Source organism: Pantoea sp. JV6, from assembly GCF_025910055.1.
In the GTDB taxonomy this organism is placed as follows: Bacteria; Pseudomonadota; Gammaproteobacteria; order Enterobacterales; family Enterobacteriaceae; genus Pantoea; species Pantoea agglomerans.
The window spans coordinates 237,264-251,378 of record NZ_JAPCIM010000004.1 but is presented as its reverse complement, the minus strand read 5'-3'; the positions used below and the strand labels follow the sequence as shown (position 1 = coordinate 251,378).

The following is a 14,115-nucleotide window of genomic DNA, read 5'->3' as shown; positions in this document are numbered from 1 at the left end:
TGGTCCGCGATGCTTTGATACAGGCATATGCACCCATCGCTTTGGATTTTTGAGCCGTATGTGAGAGATACATCGGCTCTTCTGCTTTTTAGCTCTCCGTCAGCGTTTCCGCCTCCACCTCTTCCACCACAGGCGCCTCGTCCGGCAGCACCATGTTCAGCACAATCGCCAGAATACCGCCGGTCGTCACCGCATGACCAAACAGACTGTTAATCAGCGGCGGGAACTGCTTCAGCACATCCGGCACCGCCTCCACGCCCAGACCAATACCAAAAGCGATCGCCACAATCAGCATCTCGCGGCGACCCAGCGGCGTCTGGGTCATCACCCGGATGCCCGCAGCAACCACGCTGCCAAACATCACGATTGTCGCCCCGCCCAGCACCGGCGGCGGGATCTGCTGCAACAGGGAGCCAATAAAGGGAAACAGCCCCAGCAGCGCCAGCATGATTCCCAGCAGCATACCGACGTAACGGCTGGCGACGCCGGTCATCTGGATAACGCCATTGTTCTGCGCAAACGTGGTGTTGGGAAAGGCGGAGAAGACCGCTGCCAGCACACAGCTCAGGCCGTCGGCGACAATGCCACCCTGCAGCCGCTGCTGAAAAGGTTTGCCGGTGATCGGCTGCTGTGAAATCAGGCAGTTAGCGGTAAGGTCACCGACGGCTTCAATTACCGCGATCACTGACACCAGCGCGATCGGCAGGAAAATGGTCCAGTCAAAGGCAAAACCAAACCGGAAGAACGCGGGCAGCACCAGCCAGTTGCTCCCCGGCGCAACATTAAGTTGCAGATGACCGGTCAAGGCCGCGGCAACGCATCCCACCGCTATTCCGGCCACCACCGCCACCAGCCGCGCCCAGCGATTTCGCGAGCGGTTCAGCGCCACGATCACCAGCAACGTCAGCGCCCCCAGCGCCAGATTTCCCGGCGATCCAAAATCTGTGGCGTTGTGCCCGCCCGCCCAGTCGGTAATGCTGACTTTTATCAGGCTGATGCCAATCAGGGTGATCACCGTGCCGGTCACCACCGGCGTCAGCACTTTGCGCAGCGAGCCAACGCAGCGGCTAATCAGAATCGGAATCAACGCCGCCACCAGGTTACAGCCAAACAGCATCGCCATAATCTCTTCCGGCGAACCACCGCGCCCTTTCACCATCAGACCACCCGAGAGGATCACCCCGAGAAACGCGAAGCTGGTGCCCTGCAGACAGATCATGCCCGCCCCGATGCCATAAAAGCGTCTGGCCTGCATAAACGTGCCTAAGCCGGAAACGAACAATGACATGCTGATCAGATAAGGAATATAGGCCTGCAACCCCAGAACGGAGCCAATAATCAGCGGCGGCGTGATGATTCCCACCACGCTGGCCAGCAGATGTTGCAGTGCGGCGAAAAACGCCGGGGCGGGGCCGATGCGGGCTTCAAGCCCATATAACAAACCTTTCTCGTGCGAGTGCGACATGATGGGGCTCCAGCTCAGTGTGATAAGCGGAGTTAATGCATTTTCTGCGCCATGACGCCACGATTTCGCGATATCCGAGCCAGGTCTTTCAATTCTAAATGGAAATAGTTAAAGACAGCCGACAACAAGCCTGAAACTTTAGGCTCATTGCCGACTCAGATGACTTAGTTTGTTTCATAATCAGGCGATCTTTGCACTCACAGCGTGCAGATTGTTCTGCTCCAGCAGAGAAATATCGATGTAAGGCGTCAAATCACGCTGTTCTGCACGCGGCAGATAAGGCAGCTCGCCCAGCAGCGGCGCACTAATTTTTTCACGCAGAATCTCAATAATATCGCTGTACTGCGCCAGTCCCGGATTGATGCGATTGGCCACCCAGCCCACCAGTGGCAGTCCATCCTGCGCTATCGCTTCTGCTGTTAACAGGGCGTGACTGATACAGCCCGACTGGATACCGACCACCAGCACCACCGGCAGCTGCTGCTCAACGACCCAGCAGGAGAGCGGACGTCCATCGTTCATCAGGCTGCGCCAGCCGCCGGTGCCCTCCACGACCACGCGATCGGCCTGCTGCGTCAGGCTGCTTAAGCCCTGTGTCAGCAATGCGTAATCAATGATCTGGCTCGGATGGGTGCAGATCTCCTCTTCCTGAAAGGCCAGCGGATTGATCGCCTGATAGGGTAAATCGATAGATGAAGCGCTTTGCAGAACCTGTGCATCTTTGTTACGCAGGCCGTCAGCGGTTTTGACCGCGCAGCGCGCGACGGGCTTGTACCCGACGGCACTGAGCCTGGCCTGGATAAAACTTTGTAACAGGGCGCGTGACACCACCGTTTTGCCCACTGCGGTGTCAGTGCCGGTAACAAATAGTCTGTTCACTCAACTTCTCCTCTCGAACCGTTGTGGTTAATCGGTGATTAACCTTGCTGCGAACCGGCATTTTAAGGAATGGAGGATGAGAACAGATTGCGTTAGCGCAAGATTAGGCCCGCTTAACCTTGCAACAGTTTCACTAACAGGTGTCCGTTATAGAGCGCGTCTTTGATCAACGCTGCGCCGCCTAACGTTCCCGGCTCGCTAAATTCGGTAGGTGCCAGCTGGATACTCGCGCTGTAGGCCGGGAGTGATTGCTGCAGAATGGTGTTGCTCACGGCCGGAAACAGCACATCCGCGGCGGCATTCAGGGGGGAACCGATAAGAATATGTTGAGGATTGAAGATGTTGACCATCATCGCCAGAATCCGGCCAACATGATGACCCACGCTGGCGATGGTGTCGCGCGCCAGACGGTCGCCAGACTGCGCCGCCGCGCACAGCGACTCAAGCGTCAGCGGCTGATTATTGAGCAGGCTGTCGGGCTGGGCCGGCAGACGCTGCGCCGCCAGCGCCAGCAGACTGCCGGTGCTGGCCACGGTCTCCAGACAGCCATGATTACCGCAGTAGCACTGCTGGCCATACGGGTCGATCTGAGTATGCCCGATCTCGACCAGCGCCCTGCCACTTTTATGCAGCAGCTGACCGCCACTGATCACCCCGGCTCCCACGGTTTCATCAATCACAATCTGAATCACATCCTGCGCCCCACGTGAGGCACCAAACAGCGACTCCGCCAGCGTCCAGGCTGAAATATCGTGCTGCACAAACACCGGTAAGCCGGTTCGCGCCGCCAGCGCATCGCCCAGCGGCATATCGCGCACCTCATAACCCGGTAGCCGATGCACCACACCTGACGCGGCGTTGATCAGCCCTGGCAATGTAATGGCAATGGCCGTAAGACGTTCCAGTTTCTTCTGATGACGAATAAAGAAGGCATCAACCTGTTCAATCAGCGCGGTAAGTAACGGCTGAGCAGACTCATCAGGCAGCGGCAGGCTCTCTTCCACCAGTTCCTTGCTGCTGAGATCGCGCAGCGTAAACGTCATGGCGCCGCGATGCAGGCGAATAGCCAGATAGTGCCAGGCGTCGGTATCCAGTATCAGGCCTATCGCCGGACGACCACGACTGCCGGGATCCTGAAACTCGGTCTCCTGCACTAAATGTGCGTCCAGCATTTCACGCACAATTTTGGTAATGCTGGCCGGAGCAAGCTGGGCACGGCGGGAAAGTTCGATACGCGAAATGGGACCATAACGGTCAATTAATCGATATACGACACCTGCATTAGTCTGCTTGATCTGGTCAATGTGGCCAGGTTGACTGTCCGGATTCACAACCCTGCTCCCGGTTATTTTCGCGCTTCTAAATAAACATGCGCCATGGTGAGCCAGATCCGGCGACAGCGTCAAATATTTGATTAGAAATGTGATTTATCGCACAGATTGATGCGGTGTTGCCCGCGCATCAGGGCCGGTTTCGCCGCAGCAACGCCATCATGTTTTCCATCGGCGCATTTATTTCGCGTCCGGCTGACCAGACCAGCCACAGCTCTGAAATGGCATCCTTTTCCGTTAATGGCAACCAGACCAGATCGGCCAGCCGCGCCCGACGAAATGAGGCAGGCAGAATGGAGACGCCTAACCCGGTTGCCACCAGCCCAAGGATGGTCATCGCCTCACCCACTTCCTGAGTAATAAAGGGCTTGATATGGTAGCGGTGCAGCAGCGCCAGAATATCGCTGTAGAGCGCGGTTCCGCCCTGAGGGTCAAAGAATACAAAGGGTTCCGCCGCCAGGGCAGTGACAGAGATTTTATCGGCGTCAGCCAACGGATGCGCCTTATGCACCACGGCATAAAGCGGCTCACTCAGCAGCAGCTGATGACGCAGATCGGCGGGCAACGGCGTGTTGCGCATCACGCCAAGATCGAGCCGTCCATCATGAAGCGGTGCGAGCTGCTGGCGGGTATTAATCTCCTGCATCTGAATATGTACCTGCGGCCAGCGCTGACGAAACCGGAATAGCGCGTCAGAGACCACGGCGGTAAACGGGGCCGAGGAGGTAAAGCCAATCCGCAGCTCCCCCTCTTCACCACGATGCAGGCGGGCGGCGCGATCGGCCGCCTGCTCGACCTGCAACAGAATCGCGCGGGCGTCACTTAGCAGTTGCTGTCCGGCAGCGGTTAGCTGCACGCTGCGGTTAGTGCGATTGAACAGCCTTGCGCCCGTTTCTGTTTCCAGCTGAATAATCTGCTGGCTGAGCGGCGGCTGAGAAATGTTCAGACGCTGGGCCGCCCGCCCGAAATGTAACTCTTCCGCCACCGCAACAAAGTAGCGCAGATGACGCAGTTCGATATTCATATCTTAAACGTCTCATTTGAGATTATTAATATATTAGACATCATAATGCCGCTTTCCTAAGCTGACGACAGGTTTTCTAAATTTGAGGAAGATGTGTGAGTCGCTCAACACAGGCTGTCACAGTGGATGAGAATGCGGTCTCTGCGCCGCCAGAGTCTGTTGCCGCTTCAGGTCATATCCGCCGGGATTCCCCACAGTTTATGCGCGTGACGCTGGCGCTTTTCTCCGCCGGGCTGGCGACCTTTGCCCTGCTCTACTGTGTGCAGCCGATTCTGCCGGTGCTGTCACAGCAGTTTGGTATCTCTCCGGCAACCAGCAGCCTGTCGCTCTCCATCTCGACCGGCCTGATGGCGCTGGGCCTGCTGGTCACCGGGCCGCTCTCTGATGCTATCGGTCGTAAATCGGTGATGGTCACAGCCCTGATGCTGGCCGCCATCTGCACGCTGATCTCGGCCACCATGACCAGCTGGCACGGCATTCTGATTATGCGGGCGCTGATGGGGTTGTCGCTGAGTGGCGTGGCGGCGGTCGGCATGACCTACCTCAGCGAGGAGATGGATGCACGCGTCGTCGCCTTTTCCATGGGGTTATATATCAGCGGTAACTCGATAGGCGGGATGAGCGGTCGACTGCTGAGCGGTGTACTGACTGACCTCTTCTCATGGCGACTCGCCGTGGCGGTAATCGGCTGTTTTTCGCTGGCCTCGGCGCTGATGTTCTGGAAAATCCTGCCTGCGTCGCGCCATTTCCGGCCCATTACGCTGCGTCCGCGTAATCTGCTGATTAACTTCCGGCTGCACTGGCGCGATCCGGGCCTGCCCTGGCTGTTTGCCGAAGGATTCCTGCTGATGGGAGCCTTTGTCACCCTGTTTAACTATATTGGCTACCGTTTACTGGATGCGCCCTGGCATCTCAGCCAGGCCGTGGTCGGACTGTTATCAGTGGTCTACCTCACCGGCTCCTGGAGTTCGCCCAAGGCGGGCGCGCTGACCAACCGGTTGGGTCGGGGTCCTGTGATGCTGGGTGCTACCGCCATCATGCTGCTGGGTTTGCTGATTACCGCCTTCAACTCCCTCTGGCTGATCCTGCCTGGGATGATGCTGTTCACCGCCGGTTTTTTTGCCGCCCACGCGGTCGCCAGCGGCTGGATTGGCCCCCGGGCGCGCCGGGCACGAGGCCAGGCCTCTTCGCTCTATCTGTTCAGCTACTACGTGGGTTCCAGCGTCGCGGGTACGCTGGGTGGCGTGTTCTGGCATAACTTTGGCTGGAGCGGGATTACGCTGTTTATCAGCGTGCTGCTGATCCTGGCGTTACTGGTTGCCTGGCGTCTGCACAGTAAAAAACTCTGAGAACGTCTTCTCATGCCAGGCCTGGCTTCTCCTGCGGGCCTGGCGGTTTATCACAATAAACGCGCTATTCAGAGCCACAGCAAACAAAATGCAGGTTTCCCGCTATAATCGTTTTTATTGTAATAATTCATCTGCTTTGCCTTTTAACACGGCAACAAGGAACGCCTGTGGCTCTCTACTACTACGTCAATAAACAATCAGGATATAACAATAATCATGTGGTTCATGCCGCAGGCTGCCCCCATCTTCCCGACATCGATAACCGTATGTTTCTGGGCAGTTTTTACCATGTGAATGCCGCCATCCTGCAGGCTAAAAAATATTATGCTGGCGCAATCGGCTGTGAAAATTGTTGTCCTCTCAAAAATGTTGACCAGCAGGCCACCCAGCTCAGCGTGGCCCTGAAGCACACCCCGGCTTCGCGTTAATCTGATCCACCTGGTAAGGGGGAAAAAATTTTTCCCGCTGCGCTAATTTGTTAAGAATTACCGCTGTTTTCCGTTATGTTAATCTTCCTGATTCTCTTTAATGGAATGCACAATGCGGGATAAGTTTGCGCGCGCTCAGATAGCCCTTCACTGGCTCACCTTTTTACTGGTGGTGACCGCCTACGCCACCATTGAACTGCGCGGTTTTGCACAGCGCGGATCCTGGCAGGGTTATGCCATGATCATTACCCATTTCAGCGCCGGCGCGACCATCCTGGTACTGATGCTTGCCCGCCTCTTTTTACGCACCCGGCATCGCACACCGCCCATTACTCCCGCTCCGCCGCGCTGGCAAACCGGGCTGGCACATCTGACCCATACCCTGCTCTATGCCCTGTTTATCACTCTGCCGATCCTCGGCCTGACATCGCGTTATCTTAAAGGTCGGGAATGGTGGCTGTTTGGCATCAGCATGCCGGTCGCGCCTGAACCTGACTTTGATATGGCGGATATGCTGATTGGCTGGCATGAAACCCTGGCACCGCTGGGTTACTGGCTGATCGGACTGCATGCTGCTGCCGCACTGTTCCATCACTATCTGCTGAAAGACAACACTCTGCTGCGAATGATGCCCGCCCGGCGTCGCGGTCAATAACCTCAGGCTATCGCCCTGTGATGGGGCGATAAAAAAATTTCAGCATTAAAAGGCGTTTATAAGGTTTCTCTTCCCGCTTTATTCACTACAATGGTCAGTAATTTGTGACGCAGGTCACTTTCGCTGGATGTTTCTGCCACATCCGATTCGCTGTACTGACTGACTTGACTCCTCATGCAACCAACTACTGTTTCACGTAAAACTGCCTGGCTACGCGTGGTATTGCTGGCCATCGCCGCCTTTGTATTTAATACCACCGAATTTGTGCCGGTTGGCCTGTTATCTGACATCGCTGCTGACTTTTCAATGCAGACGGCTGACGTCGGGATCATGCTGACCATCTATGCCTGGGTGGTTGCACTGCTCTCACTGCCGCTGATGCTGCTGACCCGCAATATTGAGCGACGACTGCTGCTGGGTGTGCTGTTCCTGATCTTTATCGTCAGCCACGTTCTTTCTACCGTTGCCTGGGATTTCCGGTCGCTGATGGTGTCACGCGTGGGTATCGCCCTGTCTCACGCGGTGTTCTGGTCGATCACCGCCTCGCTGGCGATTCGCGTCGCTCCGGCCGGTAAGAAAACTCAGGCGCTAAGTATGCTGGCAACCGGTACCGCGCTGGCGATGGTGCTGGGCGTGCCGATTGGCCGCGTGGTGGGTCAGTATCTTGGCTGGCGTACGACCTTCGGCGCGATTGGCCTTTCGGCACTGGTGCTGATGATTATGCTGGTGCGCATCCTGCCGCGTCTGCCGAGTGAACATACCGGCTCGCTGAGCAGTGTGCCGATGCTGTTTCGCCGTCCGGCGCTGGTCAGCATGTATCTGCTGGTGACGCTGGTCGTTACCGCGCATTACACCGCTTACAGCTATATCGAGCCCTTTATGCAGACCGTGGCCCATTCCAGTGGCAACTTCACCACCCTGCTACTGCTGCTGTTTGGCTCTGCGGGCATTGTGGGTAGCGTACTGTTCAGCACACTCGGTAATAAGTTTCCCTCCGGACTGCTGATTGCGGCCATCGCGCTGATCACCCTGTGCATGGGCCTGCTGATTTTTGCTGCCGTTCGCCCTGCGGCTATTTCAACGCTATGCGTTGTCTGGGGAATGGCGATGATGATGATCGGACTGGGTATGCAGGTGCGGGTGTTGTCGCTGGCACCGGATGCCACGGATGTGGCGATGTCGCTGATGTCCGGTATCTACAATATCGGTATCGGCGCGGGTGCGCTGCTGGGTAATCAGGTCAGCCTGCATCTGAGCATGGCGGAAGTCGGCAATGTCGGCGGGATGATTGGCCTGGTGGCGTTACTCTGGTGTGTTTATATCTTCCGTCGTTATCCACAGTTACGCAGTAACGGATAATAAAAAAGGCTTCAGATAAGCGGGTTATCTGAAGCCTGTTCAGGGTTATTTACCGATCACTTTATCTATAAAGAACGGCTGTGCCATGCAGGTTGTTGCTGCCAGAGGTCGAAGTGATGCGGAAAGACTTTGCCCCTGCATCGCTGGCCTTTTCTGACAGTTGCTGCTCCAGCGAGAGCAGATTAGTACTGCCCGTTGCGCTGATGACACCGATTTTTTGCTGATCCAGCGGTGTGCTGCTGACCTGCTGGGCCGCTACGCTGGCAAATGACAGACCGCTTAGCACAGCCGCCACGACCATCATATTGATACTTTTCATAACGAACCCCTTCTCACTTATTCTGTTGAAAAACCAAAATTACTGATAAATCACAGCCGTGCCGTGCAGTTTGTTCTGGCCGCTGGTTGAGGTGATGCGGAACGATTTCGCACCCGCTTCATCCGCTTTAGCACTCAGCTGCGCTTCAACAGAAGACAGATTGGTGCCGCCCAGTACAGAAATGGTGCCAACTGGCTGCTGATTAACAGGTTCGCTGGTCACCAGGTCAGCGGCAGATGCGCCAAAAGTCAGAGTCGTCAGTGCCAGTGCTGCCAGGGTGGTTTTGATGTTTTTCATAATAATCTCTCTATTCAATATTGAAATTCGGTTGGTCTGAATGGGTTGTCACTATTTAATTAATGACCGTTAAACAAATGATAGACCCCGATACGGTTTGTCGTCAACATTTATTTAATGAGCGTTATTTTATTCGGGAAGTGGCGTGATTATGGGCTTCAGCCTCTTTTCTGACTTAACCTAAGGGGCTGTAATAATGCGCTGGCGCACAAAATGGCAACCCCTGCCGGCGACATCCACGCCAGGCCTTGCACATTTTTATAATGATCGGTAATTTAATAGGGTGTTTTACTGTCAGTGAGGGTGTATGAGTCAGGTTCAGGATTGCGATGTAAAGAAATGCCGCGGCCGACCAAAAGTGTTCGATCGCGAAGCAGCGCTCGATAAAGCTCTGACCCTGTTCTGGACGCACGGTTACGAGGGAACTTCTCTGGCCGATCTGGTGGCCGCAACCGGCGCGAAAGCGCCAACCCTCTACGCCGAGTTTGTTAATAAAGAGGGACTGTTTCGCGCGGCGATGGAGCGCTACGTGGAGAAGTTCAGTGCATGGCGTGAAGCGGCATTGGGCGATGACCAGTTACCGGTGGATCGGGCTATTGAAGCCTATTTCCGCGCCACCGCGGCCTGTTTTACCGAACGCGACTCTCCCGGCGGCTGTTTCTTTATCTGCACCTCAACCGCCCTGTCGGCGGCTTCAGCAGAGATTGCCACCATGCTGCAACAGCAGCATCAGTCGCAGGAGCATGTGTTAAAGGATTTTCTGCTGGCGCGTCAGCAGCGTGGTGAACTGAGTGCGTCAGTAAACATTCCCGCGCTGTCACGTTATCTGAGTTGTATGCTGCAGGGCATGTCGGTGCGGGCGCGTGAAGGCGTTGAGCGTGACGATCTGGAGAGCATTATTGATACGCTGATGGCGATGTGGCCGACACTCACCGGCCTGTGTCAGGCTAAGCGTTAAAAATATCAGGGCGGCGATGCCGCCCTTTTCATCTTTTATTCCCGATTTTATTCCAGAAAGAAAACCGGTTTTAACGGCTCACTGATCGGGCTGTTATCTGCATTAGACGGCATCAGATCTTTCATTGATGCCCACCAGCGCTGACAGACCTCCGTTTCCGCCACCGCGTTCCAGCGCTCCTCAGATTCAATCTCAACACTGGCGAACAGCAGATGCCGCTCGGCGTCCAGCCAGATAGCATAGTTGTGCGCGCCGTGCGCTTTCAGGGTTTCGGCCAGTTCAGGCCAGATCGGTGAGTGCCGACGCTCATACTCTGCATGGCAATAAGGATTCACCTGCATCACAAAGGCTTTACGCAGCATTAGCAGGCCCTGCATCCAGCGCCGGTTGCCACGGCTTCACACCAAAGCGCTCACCCAATGCAACCAGCTGTTCTGTGGTGATACTCTGACGAATACCGCCCATCGACAGCACTTTGACGATCACTTCTGACGATTTCTCCGCCGTATCAATCAGACCAAAAGTCTCATCGAGTGTCGGGCCCGTGCCAAAGACACCGTGGAATGGCCACATCACAAGGGTATGTGACTGCATCTGTCCGGCGGTCGCGGTGCCGATTTCATCGGTGCCGGGTACCATCCAGGGTAAAACACCCACACCGTCCGGGAACACCACCAGACATTCGGTACTCCCTTCCCACAGCAGGCGGGTAAAGCGGGCGGAATCCATCTCAACCACATAGCTTAAGGCCATAAAGTTGGTGGCGTGACAGTGCATGATCACCCGGTCTGCACCCTTGCTGACCGCTTTACGCACCGCATGAGACTGAAAGTGTGACGCCAGTTCAGAGGTCGGCAAACCGCCATTCGACAGGCCCCAGTGAATTTTATAAGTGAGCCCTTTGTCATCGACCTGCAGCAGTGCCAGACAATCCGCCGGATCAAGCTGGACATTACGCATGAATTTTCCTGACCCGGTCACCAAAAACCAGTCGTTCGCCAGCGCCGGCGCGGGTTGTGTCAGCTCAATACAGCGCGGTTGCAGGCAGAAATCAGCGGCAAAAGGTTTAACCTCCTCTTCCCGCAGACGCAGGCTGACGTTGCCGCCGTTACGTTCGTCCCAGCCCTTCAGCCACATATCGCTGGTTGCTTTGACCATTCCCTTAACAAACCCGGAAGAAAGAATGCTTTGCATAGTGAAATCCTTAACGTTGGCTCAAAATCTGTTGTTCATAATGGCGGACGTCGCCTAACCAGCTGGCATCAGCCGGGACGTCATGGCGCAGGCACCAGGCTTCCCATACCGCCTGCCACGGCAATGATTTTTGCTCTTCCAGCAGCGTCAGCCGCGCGGTGTAATCACCCTCGTTCTCGGCCTGGCGCAGACGATCGGTTGGCTCCAGCAGAGCACGCAGCAGCGCTTTTTTAGTGTTACGGGTGCCGATAACCCAGGCGGCAATCCGGTTGATAGAGGCGTCGAAGAAATCGAGTCCGATATGCACTTTGTCGAACAGCTGATGGCGGACGATCTCACTGGCGATCGCCTGAGTTTCATCATCCAGCAGCACCACATGGTCGCTGTCCCAGCGCACCGGGCGGCTGACGTGCAGCAGCAGACGCGGCACATAGAGCATCGCGGCGGAAATTTTATCGGAGATCACTTCGGTGGGATGGAAATGTCCTGCATCCAGGCATAGTGCCGTCTGGCGGCTGGCGGCGTAACCAAGATAAAACTCATTGGAGCCCACGGTGTAGCTCTCTGCGCCAATGCCAAATAGCTTGCTCTCAACCGCGTCGATATGGTGCTGCGGGTTCAGTTTTTCTGAGATGACCTCATCCAGTGCGCTCATCAGACGCTGACGCGGGGCCAGGCGATCCACGGTAATATCTTTCATGCCGTCCGGCACCCAGATATTCATCACTGACGGCGTGCCAAGCTGCTCACCAAACGAAGCGGAGATGCGGCGACTCGCTTTGCAGTGATCGATCCAGAACTGACGCACGGTTTTATCACTGTGCGACAGCGTAAATCCGTCGGCACTCATCGGATGCGAGAAGCAGCTGGGGTTAAAATCCAGTCCTAATTTGTTCTCTTTCGCCCAGGCGACCCAGTTGGCGAAATGGGCAGGTTCAATGGCATCCCGATCTACTGGCTTGTCACTTTCCAGATAGATAGCGTGCAGGTTCAGACGTTTTGCGCCTGGGATCAGAGACATCGCCTTGTCGATATCGCTGCGTAATTCACTGGCATTGCGTGCCCGCCCCGGATAGTTGCCGGTCGCCTGGATGCCGCCGGTCAATGCGCCCTGTGGGTTCTCAAAGCCCCGGACATCGTCCCCCTGCCAGCAGTGCATCGAGACAGGAATGCTGTCCAGCTGGCGAATGGCCTGTTCAACATCAACTCCATTGTCAGCGTAGCGTTGTTTAGCCAGTTCAAAAGCCTGTTCAATCTGCTTAGTCATAAGCGGGTTCCTTAGCGGGTTGACTCAGCGTCGCGAAGCGTGCCTGACTGGCACTGAAGACGCTGTGAGTTTGCGGTTCGAATTTTTCCAGTGGGAAGTTGTTGATGACGCTGCAGCGGAAATCAGCCACATCGATCAGTTCGCCAAGCGCAATCAGCTGGCAACCGACGTTACCCAGCGTGGAGGCTTCAACCGGACCTGCCAGCACCGGAATCTGGCAGGCATCGGCACAGAGCTGGTTAAGAAAACGGTTCTGGCTGCCGCCCCCTACCACGTGCAGCTGGCTGAAAGGTTTGCCTCGCAGCTCTGCCAGCTCCTGGATCACCTCGCGATAGAGCAGTGCCAGGCTGTCAAATATGCAGCGTGCCAGCGCGGCGGCAGATTGTGGCACCGGCATTCCCTGCTCTGCGCAGGCGTTCTGAATCTCGTTAACCATGCTGTCGGGATTGATGAAGCGCGCATCGTTGGGACTAATCAGTGAAACACAGGCGGGCTGGCGGGCCGTCTGATCAATCAGTGCGCTGAGATCGTCAATCTGCAGTTCGCCGCAGATGCGCTGCAACAGCCATAAGCCCATGATATTTTTCAGTACGCGGTAGCCTTCTGCGCCGCCCTCATTGGTGATATTGGCGCGTAACGCGGCATCGCAGGCATAAGGCTGCAAACTTTCAAAGCCCATCAGCGACCAGGTTCCGGAACTGAGATAGGCCGCATCGTCCTGCATCAGCGGCGTTGCCAGAACCGCGCTGGCGGTGTCGTGGGTGGCGACGGCAATCACCGGGACCGGGACACCCGCGCTATTGACCCAGTGGCCGACGGTGTTGCCCGATGCCTGCGGCTGACCGAACCATTCAGGAGCAACGCCCGCCCAGGCGAGCAGCTCACGATCCCATTCGCCGCTGTGAATATTGAGCATTTGCGTGGTGGTGGCGTTGGTGTATTCCCAGTTGAGATTACCGGTCAGGCGATAATGCAGGTAGTCCGGCATCATCAGCGCATGCGCCACGCGGGCCTGCCAGTCGGGCTGCTGCTGATGCAGGGCGCGCATCTGATAGAGCGTATTGAATGGCAGAAACTGAATGCCGGTTCGGGCGTAGATGGCACTGCGACTCAGTTCTTGCTGCGCCTGCTCCATCAGGCCGTGGGTGCGCGCATCGCGGTAGCTGACCGCCTCACCCACCGGCTCGCCCTCTGCATCCAGCAGCACCATATCAACGCCCCAGGTGTCGATACCGATACTGTCTGGCACGATCTTCTCTTCATCTAACTGAGCCAGCCCGGCGCGTATCTCCTGCTCAAGCATCGTCAGATCCCAGCAGTCATAACCGGCACGACGCTGGCGCTTATTTTTAAAGCGCCGGACCTCACGAAGCGCGAGCTGGCGCTGCGCAGCATCCCAGCTTGCGAGCATGACGCGCCCGCTGGATGCTCCGAGATCAATAGCAACAATGTTTCTCCTGGTCATGGCGACTTTTCCCTGTGATTGAGTGGTCACAGAGTAAAAACCTGGCCGGTTAAAGACCTTCCCCGGAGTGCCAGCGGCTGATAAGCCCTGGCAGACTTGCAAAGAACTTCGTGAGAGAGATCACA

The 14,115-nt window shown here is 56.2% G+C and carries 15 protein-coding genes; 5 read left to right on the top strand and 10 right to left on the bottom strand.

What is annotated here, in order from left to right:
• Window positions 1–88: 88 nt before the first annotated feature.
• From OK412_RS08010 to OK412_RS07995, 4 genes are all read right to left on the bottom strand, one after another.
• Window positions 89–1,465, bottom strand: coding sequence for a nucleobase:cation symporter-2 family protein (locus OK412_RS08010; RefSeq protein ID WP_158149297.1), 1,377 nt, complete (start codon window positions 1,463–1,465; stop codon window positions 89–91).
• A 180-nt stretch (window positions 1,466–1,645) separates the two neighbouring features.
• Entirely contained in the window at window positions 1,646–2,344 is a 699-nt protein-coding gene (gene bioD / locus OK412_RS08005; protein ID WP_033767301.1) for a dethiobiotin synthase, read from the bottom strand.
• 113 nt (window positions 2,345–2,457) lie between these two features.
• Complete coding sequence (locus OK412_RS08000) at window positions 2,458–3,675, bottom strand: ROK family transcriptional regulator (RefSeq protein ID WP_010244790.1); 1,218 nt, start codon at window positions 3,673–3,675, stop codon at window positions 2,458–2,460.
• Window positions 3,676–3,805: 130 nt separating this feature from the next.
• Window positions 3,806–4,699 (bottom strand): LysR family transcriptional regulator, encoded by an 894-nt coding sequence (locus OK412_RS07995; protein WP_250488533.1) that lies wholly within the window; start codon window positions 4,697–4,699, stop codon window positions 3,806–3,808.
• Between the two features lie 95 nt (window positions 4,700–4,794).
• Between OK412_RS07995 and OK412_RS07990 the strand changes: the two genes are divergently transcribed.
• The 4 genes from OK412_RS07990 to OK412_RS07975 all read left to right on the top strand — a co-directional run bounded on the left by OK412_RS07990 (window position 4,795) and on the right by OK412_RS07975 (window position 8,490).
• Entirely contained in the window at window positions 4,795–6,048 is a 1,254-nt protein-coding gene (locus tag OK412_RS07990; protein WP_033779147.1) for an MFS transporter, read from the top strand.
• A 167-nt stretch (window positions 6,049–6,215) separates the two neighbouring features.
• Complete coding sequence (locus tag OK412_RS07985) at window positions 6,216–6,476, top strand: hypothetical protein (protein WP_010244780.1); 261 nt, start codon at window positions 6,216–6,218, stop codon at window positions 6,474–6,476.
• Between the two features lie 112 nt (window positions 6,477–6,588).
• Window positions 6,589–7,131: a cytochrome b561 gene (cybB, locus tag OK412_RS07980; protein WP_010244777.1), complete on the top strand. Its 543-nt coding sequence runs from the start codon at window positions 6,589–6,591 to the stop codon at window positions 7,129–7,131.
• 174 nt (window positions 7,132–7,305) lie between these two features.
• Window positions 7,306–8,490: a sugar transporter gene (locus tag OK412_RS07975; protein ID WP_010244774.1), complete on the top strand. Its 1,185-nt coding sequence runs from the start codon at window positions 7,306–7,308 to the stop codon at window positions 8,488–8,490.
• Window positions 8,491–8,551: 61 nt separating this feature from the next.
• Here the strand turns inward: OK412_RS07975 and bhsA (OK412_RS07970) are convergent, their stop codons facing one another.
• Both bhsA (OK412_RS07970) and bhsA (OK412_RS07965) read right to left on the bottom strand, forming a co-directional pair.
• Window positions 8,552–8,809 (bottom strand): multiple stress resistance protein BhsA, encoded by a 258-nt coding sequence (gene bhsA, locus OK412_RS07970; protein WP_010670183.1) that lies wholly within the window; start codon window positions 8,807–8,809, stop codon window positions 8,552–8,554.
• Window positions 8,810–8,848: 39 nt separating this feature from the next.
• On the bottom strand, window positions 8,849–9,106 hold the full coding sequence (gene bhsA / locus OK412_RS07965; protein WP_031592385.1) for a multiple stress resistance protein BhsA: 258 nt from the start codon (window positions 9,104–9,106) through the stop codon (window positions 8,849–8,851).
• A 307-nt stretch (window positions 9,107–9,413) separates the two neighbouring features.
• Here bhsA (OK412_RS07965) and OK412_RS07960 point away from each other — a divergent pair, with 307 nt between their 5' ends.
• Window positions 9,414–10,064, top strand: coding sequence for a TetR/AcrR family transcriptional regulator (locus OK412_RS07960; RefSeq protein ID WP_010244765.1), 651 nt, complete (start codon window positions 9,414–9,416; stop codon window positions 10,062–10,064).
• A gap of 47 nt (window positions 10,065–10,111) precedes the next feature.
• Here the strand turns inward: OK412_RS07960 and rhaM are convergent, their stop codons facing one another.
• Genes rhaM through rhaB form a run of 4 tightly spaced genes read right to left on the bottom strand, consistent with a single transcriptional unit; the run spans window position 10,112 to window position 13,990 of the window.
• A complete protein-coding gene (gene rhaM / locus OK412_RS07955) occupies window positions 10,112–10,426 on the bottom strand; it encodes an L-rhamnose mutarotase (RefSeq protein ID WP_010670186.1) in 315 nt (104 codons plus the stop codon).
• On the bottom strand, window positions 10,416–11,258 hold the full coding sequence (rhaD, locus tag OK412_RS07950) for a rhamnulose-1-phosphate aldolase (RefSeq protein WP_264353010.1): 843 nt from the start codon (window positions 11,256–11,258) through the stop codon (window positions 10,416–10,418). The genes rhaM and rhaD overlap by 11 nt, the downstream gene beginning before the upstream one ends.
• 10 nt (window positions 11,259–11,268) lie before the next feature.
• Window positions 11,269–12,525: an L-rhamnose isomerase gene (locus OK412_RS07945; protein WP_264353009.1), complete on the bottom strand. Its 1,257-nt coding sequence runs from the start codon at window positions 12,523–12,525 to the stop codon at window positions 11,269–11,271.
• Window positions 12,518–13,990 (bottom strand): rhamnulokinase, encoded by a 1,473-nt coding sequence (gene rhaB, locus OK412_RS07940; RefSeq protein WP_264353008.1) that lies wholly within the window; start codon window positions 13,988–13,990, stop codon window positions 12,518–12,520. Before rhaB ends, OK412_RS07945 begins: the two co-directional genes overlap by 8 nt.
• Window positions 13,991–14,115: the final 125 nt, after the last annotated feature.

What these genes read in the sequence shown, in the direction of transcription:
- rhaM (WP_010670186.1), bottom strand. Translation starts at nt 10,426, where the DNA reads ATGCTGCGTAAAGCCTTTGTGATGCAGGTGAATCCTTATTGCCATGCA.
- bhsA (WP_031592385.1), bottom strand. Translation starts at nt 9,106, where the DNA reads ATGAAAAACATCAAAACCACCCTGGCAGCACTGGCACTGACGACTCTG.
- OK412_RS07995 (WP_250488533.1), bottom strand. Translation starts at nt 4,699, where the DNA reads ATGAATATCGAACTGCGTCATCTGCGCTACTTTGTTGCGGTGGCGGAA.
- bhsA (WP_010670183.1), bottom strand. Translation starts at nt 8,809, where the DNA reads ATGAAAAGTATCAATATGATGGTCGTGGCGGCTGTGCTAAGCGGTCTG.
- cybB (WP_010244777.1), top strand. Translation starts at nt 6,589, where the DNA reads ATGCGGGATAAGTTTGCGCGCGCTCAGATAGCCCTTCACTGGCTCACC.
- OK412_RS07960 (WP_010244765.1), top strand. Translation starts at nt 9,414, where the DNA reads ATGAGTCAGGTTCAGGATTGCGATGTAAAGAAATGCCGCGGCCGACCA.
- rhaB (WP_264353008.1), bottom strand. Translation starts at nt 13,990, where the DNA reads ATGACCAGGAGAAACATTGTTGCTATTGATCTCGGAGCATCCAGCGGG.
- OK412_RS07945 (WP_264353009.1), bottom strand. Translation starts at nt 12,525, where the DNA reads ATGACTAAGCAGATTGAACAGGCTTTTGAACTGGCTAAACAACGCTAC.
- OK412_RS07975 (WP_010244774.1), top strand. Translation starts at nt 7,306, where the DNA reads ATGCAACCAACTACTGTTTCACGTAAAACTGCCTGGCTACGCGTGGTA.
- rhaD (WP_264353010.1), bottom strand. Translation starts at nt 11,258, where the DNA reads ATGCAAAGCATTCTTTCTTCCGGGTTTGTTAAGGGAATGGTCAAAGCA.
- OK412_RS08010 (WP_158149297.1), bottom strand. Translation starts at nt 1,465, where the DNA reads ATGTCGCACTCGCACGAGAAAGGTTTGTTATATGGGCTTGAAGCCCGC.